The following is a 6221-nucleotide window of genomic DNA, read 5'->3' as shown; positions in this document are numbered from 1 at the left end:
GTGCTCTTCCGGCCGGCTTGAGGAAGGGGCGCCGCGGCTGGTGGAGGCGCGCGTGGGGATGAGCTCCTGGAGCAGCTCGGTGGGCACGCGGATGATGGGCGTCGGCGCGGGTGGCTCGTCCCGCTGGCGGTCGTAGGGCGAGCGCACCACAGGCGTGGCCGAGGCGGTCTCATCCCGTTCCTTGTCGTAGGGCGAGCGCACCACCGGTGTGTGCGACGGCGGCTCGTAACGCGCACCGATGACAGGGCTGCGAACGACCGGCGTCGGCGCGGGGGCTTCATCCGCGTCCCCGGCAGCTTCGCGGGGGGCTGCGTCCGTCCGGTTCAGCGCGGCGGGCGCCTTGACGATGGGCGTCGCTGATGAGGCCTCGCTGGAATCCTCGCTCACGGCCGAAGGAGGCCGGCCCGGCGGAGGCGGCACCTTGACGACGGGCGTCGGTGCCGAGCCCTCGCCTCCAGCCGTGCTCACCGAGGATGAAGGGCGGCTCGATGAGGCGGTGCTGCCCTTGGCGTCGGCCGCTGTCGCCGGGGCCTCGTCAAGGTCGCTGCCCACGCTGGGCGGCGGCCGGCCCGGAGGTGGAGGGACCTTGACGATGGGCGTCGCCGCCGAGGCGTCGCTTGCGTCCGCACTCAGCACCGACGGCAGTCGGCCTGCGGACGAGGGCGCCTTGACGACGGGCGTCGGCGACGGCGGTTCGTCCGCGTCTTCGACCTCCGTTGCCTGGACGATGGGCAGCGCGCTTTCGGAGTCGTCGTCGCTCGCGTCCTGGGCGGCCTCGCTGGACGCGGAGGCCTCGCTCTCGCGGACCGTGGTGGTCGGGGCATCGGCGGTCGCCGCGGAGCGCTCGCGCAGCGGCGCACCCATCACCACGGGCGGCTCGATGGGATTCGTCTCGAGTTCCGTCTTGATGAGGCGCGTGTCGAGCCCCTCATCGAGCACCTGCCCCATGACCAGCGGCAGGTCCTCGCGCGCACGGCTCGCGGCAGGCGCGTCCTTGTCCTTCCGAGGCTCCGGCACTTTCTTGGCGACCGGTGCCGCGGTGGGAGCGGGCTCGGGGGGCAGCAGCGCCGCCAGCCGGTTCGTGGGCGTTCCCGTCACCGTGGTGGGCGCGGGCAAGTCGTCCTCGCTCGTGGTGGAGACGGGCTCCGACCGCTTCTCCAACAGCGAGTCATACAGGTCCAGGAGCTTGCCGCGGATGAGTCCCGCGTCGAGCGCCGCCTCCGCGTGCGCCCGGGCCACCTGGCCCAGCGTCACCCGGCGCTTCACGTCGCGCGCCAGCTCGATGATGCGGTCGGCCAGGGCCTGGCTGTCACCCGGAGGGAAGAAGACGCCCGCGCCCGCCGGGATGAGCTCCCGTGTCACGGGCAGGTCCGCCGCGATGACGGGGCGGCCCGCGGCGCAGTACTCCGACACCTTCGCCAGCGGCCCGCCCTGAACGCGGTTGCGCTCCACGTCATCCATGGGCAGCACGCCCACGTCCGCGAGCGCGAGCACCTTGGCCAGGTCGTCGTGGTGCACCGGGGGCTGGAACTCCACCCGGTCGCCCAGCCCCAGCTCCTTCACCAGGTCATCCAGATGCGGCTGCCAGTCCGCGTGGCGTGCGCCCACCAGCGTGAGGCGCACCTCTTCCTTCCGCGCCGCCAGCTCCACCGCGCGCAGCAGGGTGGACAGGCCCTGCCATCCCACCTGGCTGCCCAGGTACATCATCCGGAGGGGGTCGCCGTCCGGGGCGCCCAGCACCTCGGGCGTGAAGGGCTGGAGGTCCACCGGCGCGGGCAGCACCCGGACCTGCTCCTCACTGGCGCCGAGCGACTGGATGTACGCGCGCGTCGTCTCCGAGCCGGTGACGACGAGGTCCGCGTTCATCAGGCAGAACAGCTCCTGCCTGCGAATCTTCGACAGGAAGCGCCGGTCCCCCTCCGTCTGCGGGTGGGTGTACCGCAGCTCCTGCGAGGGGAACGTCTGGGCCTCGTAGATGAGCCGATACCCGTAGTCGCCCTTCAGCTCGCACAAGGCGTATCCGCCGAAGGGGTCCGTGAAGTGGGCGAGCGCGTAGTCCTCGCTCTCGAGCTGCCGGCGCACGGCCCGCTCGAAGGCCTGGATGCGCGAGGCCAGGTCCCCCGAGCCTACCGGGACGCGCAGCAGCCGGGCGCCCTGGTACTTCTCGATGTGGGAGTGGTCAGGCGTCTTGGCCGACAGCACCACCACGGAGAAGCGGTCCGGCAACGCCTTCAAGTATTCGGACAAACGACGGGATGAACCCGACGGACCGGGGATGACGTCGAAACTGCACAGGAGCAGTCTGGGCAGGTCGCTCAAGCGTGGGCAGGATACCTAGCCGCCCCCTGAGTGTCATCGGGTGATGAAACGAGAAAGGGGGGTCGGGCGAAGAACACATGTAATGCTGGCACGTTGACCCTCTACGACCAGCGACCTAAAGGCCTGCTTGCCTATGGAAGACCTCAAGAGCGTGACGGTCAGCTACCTCAGGGAGTTGGCACGGAAGCACCTGGGGAGCGGCTACAGCCGGATGAAAAAAGAGGAGCTGCTCGCGGCCCTGGCCGCCTACGTCCCCGCCCTGGGGAAGCTCGCCCGGCTGGCGGGCATCCGCGTGCCCGCCAGGCGCGCGACCGCGAAACCCGAGGCGTCTCCCGCCCGGACCCCGGCCGCCAAGAAGGCGAAGGCGCCCAGGAAGGCGAAGCCCTTGACCGCCGCGAAGCCCCAGGCGGATGGCTCGCAAGGCCAGGGCCGGGTGTCCGCGCCCAAGCGGGTGGCGGCCAAGCGGACCTCGGAGAAGCCCGGGAGCAAGCCGCCCGTCAGACCCGCGCAGGTGGTCACGTTCCCGCCCAAGCCCCGAGTGGAGCGGGCGCGCGAGTCGGTGACGCCCGTCACGCCCTCCTTCACGAAGCCGCCGGAACCGGTGCCGCCGCCCGTCGCGCGGCCCGCGCCCGTGCAAAAAGCCGCGGAGCCCGTGGTGGAGGGCTTCTTCGTGGCGCGCGTGGCTGGCGAGGAGGAGGCGCGCAGCCACCACCTGGTGGAAGCAGCGCCTGCTCCGCCTCCGCCCCCCGTGGATACCGAGGGCCTGGGCGAGCTGCCGGAGGGGTATCAGGACGACGCCGTCCTCCTGTTGCCCAGGGACCCACACACGCTCTTCGTGTCCTGGGACTTCAGCCTGGGGACCCTGCTGCGCGCGCAGGATGCGCTGGAGGCGCCGCGGACCGTGCTGCGTGTGTTCGGTGATGAACAGATGGAGCAGGCGTTGGACTTCGCGGTGGAGGCTCGCGGCTTCTACATCCACGGGTTGTCGGCGGGGCGGACGTATCGCGTGGAGGCGCACTTCGTCGGGCGCGATGGGCGCAGTCGCCGCATCGGTGCTTCGAGCAACCGCGTGACGCTGCCTCCCGCGGGCGTCTCCACGGATTTGACGGTGCGTTTCCTTCGGGTTCCTCCGCTCGAAGCGGCGCTGCCCGAGGCTGTCGTGGAAGCGCCGCCGCGGGAAGAGGCGCGCGAGTACGTGTCGTGGCGCCGGGTGAATCTGCCCGGCAGTGGTGGCGTGCTGGATGTTCCGGAAGTCCACAGGGAGCGTCGTGGCAGGGATGTGGCGGAGGCGCACCTGGAGGGCCCCGCGCGAGCGCCGGGCGCTTCGGACCAACGCTACGTGGACTCAGTGGGGCGAGCGGCGGGGGCTTCGGACCAGCGCTATCAGGCGGATGTGGCGCGGCCACACGCGCGCGAGGTGCGTGGACCCGTGCCGCGCTACCTGGAGACCCTGGGCCGTGCACCGGGGGCTTCGGACATGCGCTACGCGGAAGGGGACGCGGCACGCCAGGCAGCCGGCGACACGTCATCGCATCGCTACCTGGAGGTGAAGGGCATTCCGGGCGCATCGGACCTGCGCTACTCGGAAGGTGGTGCGACGCGCTCGCCGGTCAGCGGCGCTTCTCCTCATCGCTACCTGGACGTACAGCGCATCCCGGGCGCATCGGACCTGCGCTACTCGGAAGGCGGTGCGACGCGCTCGCCGGTCAGCGGCGCTTCGCCTCATCGCTACCTGGACGTACAGAGCATCCCGGGCGCATCGGACCTGCGCTATGCGGAAGGTGCGGCGACTTCACATCAACATCACCTGGACGTGAGGAGCATTCCGGGAGCGTCGGACCTGCGCTACCTGGATTCCCCTCCGCAGCGGACCGGCGCCTCGGACCGGCGCCTCGCCGATGCTCCGTCTCCACCGTCGGGCGCAGCCGACCGCCAGCACGAGGACGCGCCGTCAGCACGCGCGGAGACCGAAACCTCCGCCGCGAAGGCCGCTCACGGCTCCGGTGCGCATCCCCCAGAGGGCGAGGAGAACCACCGCTACTTCGAGGCTCCGCCACGTCCGTCCCGCGCCACGGTTTCCGACCGTGACGCCTCGGCGCAGGGTGACGCCGCCGACACGGAGGAGCACCACCGCTACTTCGAAGTGCCCCGGCCCCGCGCGGAAGGCGAGGCGCCCCAGCGCACGGCGGCACCCGCCTCCTTCGAGGCCCGAGAGGGCCACGCCACCCCTGACGCGGCCGAGCCGCCTCCCCGGAAGCCGCCTTCGGACAACGGCCGCTCCTGAACCCGCACGGAGACCTTGAACGACCATGAGCCTGGGTTCCCTCGCGCTGGTGCTTCACGCGCACCTTCCCTTCGTCCGGCACCCCGAACATGAGGACTTCCTCGAGGAGGACTGGCTCTACGAGGCCATCTCCGAGACGTACCTCCCGCTGCTCCAGGTCTTCGACAAACTGGCGGAGGACGGCGTCCCGTTCCGCCTGTCGATGACGCTGTCTCCGACGCTCGTCTCCATGCTGCGCGACGAGCTGCTGATGAGCCGCTACGCACGGCGGCTGGACCTGCTCTGCGAGTTGGGCGCGCGCGAGGTCCACCGGACGCGCGCCGACGCCACCTTCGGCCCCATTGCCCGGTTCTACCGGGACCACTTCGAGTCCCTGCGCCGCGCGTTCCACGACCGCTACAAGCGCGACCTCGTCTCCGCGTTCCGGCGGCTCCAGGACGCGGGTTACCTGGACATCCTCACCTGCAACGCGACGCACGGCTTCCTTCCGCTGATGCAGCAGGTGCCCGAAGCCGTCCGCGCCCAGGTGACGGTGGCCGCGAACCACTACCGCCAGCACTTCGGCAGGGACCCCGCAGGCATCTGGCTGGCCGAGTGCGGCTACTACCCGGGCCTGGAGCGCCTGCTGGCCAGCGAGCGCATCCGCTACTTCTTCGTCGACACACACGGCCTGACGGACGCCGTGCCCCGGCCCCTGCACGGCCCCTACGCGCCCGTCTTCACCGAGGCGGGTGTGGCCGCGTATGCCCGCGACCCGGAGAGCAGCCAGCAGGTGTGGAGCACCGAGCACGGCTACCCGGGCGACCCGGACTACCGCGAGTTCTACCGGGACATCGGCTGGGACCTGGACCTGGACTACATCCGCCCGTTCATCCAGCCCACCGGCGAGCGGAAGAACACCGGCTTCAAGTACTTCCGCATCACCGGGAAGACGAACGAGAAGCGCCCGTATGATCCGCTCGCCGCGCGGGAGCGGGCCTCGGTGCATGCGGGCAACTTCCTGTTCAACCGCCAGCGGCAGATGGAAGACCTGGCCTCGCGCCTGGGCGGCCGGGAGCCGGTGGTCGTCGCGCCCTATGACGCCGAGCTCTTTGGCCACTGGTGGTTCGAGGGGCCCCAGTTCCTCGACTTCCTCATCCGCAAGGTCGCGTATGACCAGAAGACGTTCCGGCTGGTGACGCCGTCGGATGACCTGCGGGAGCATCCGGAGAACCAGGTGGCGACGCCGCCGCTGTCCTCGTGGGGCGCGGGCGGCTACGCCAACATGTGGCTCGACGGCAGCAATGATTGGATCTACCGCCACCTGAACCACTGCGCGATGCAGATGGTGGCGCTGGCGCGGGACTTCCCGGAGGCAGGTGAGCTGCAACGTCGCGCGCTCAATCAGGCCGCCAGGGAGCTGCTGCTCGCTCAGTCCTCCGACTGGGCCTTCATCATGAAGACGGGCACCATGGTGGAGTACGCCCAGCGCCGCACACGCGAGCACCTCCTGCGCTTCCAGCGCCTGCACGAGCAGCTGCGCGGCGGCAAGCTGGACGAGGGCTGGCTCTCTCACGTGGAAGGCCGGGACAACCTCTATCCAGAGCTGGACTACCGCCTCTATCTGCCTGCCTGACGC

3 protein-coding genes are annotated in these 6221 nt (G+C 70.6%); 2 read left to right on the top strand and 1 reads right to left on the bottom strand.

What is annotated here, in order from left to right:
* Positions 1-2226, bottom strand: a 2226-nt coding sequence (locus tag G4D87_RS31645) for a glycosyltransferase family 4 protein (RefSeq protein ID WP_240358768.1), incomplete at its 3' end; no start/stop codon positions are given.
* 226 nt (positions 2227-2452) lie between these two features.
* On the opposite strand from G4D87_RS31645, the gene G4D87_RS31640 reads away from it, so the two are divergent.
* A complete protein-coding gene (locus G4D87_RS31640; protein WP_205507793.1) occupies positions 2453-4603 on the top strand; it encodes a DUF4912 domain-containing protein in 2151 nt (716 codons plus the stop codon).
* Between the two features lie 25 nt (positions 4604-4628).
* The gene (locus tag G4D87_RS31635; protein ID WP_163786420.1) at positions 4629-6218 is read left to right on the top strand and encodes a glycoside hydrolase family 57 protein; all 1590 of its coding nucleotides are present in this window, start codon (positions 4629-4631) and stop codon (positions 6216-6218) included.
* Positions 6219-6221: the final 3 nt, after the last annotated feature.

This window comes from Myxococcus vastator (assembly GCF_010894475.1).
GTDB lineage: Bacteria > Myxococcota > Myxococcia > Myxococcales > Myxococcaceae > Myxococcus > Myxococcus vastator.
The sequence above is the reverse complement of the archived record's forward strand: the minus strand, read 5'-3'. Positions and strand labels throughout refer to the sequence as shown.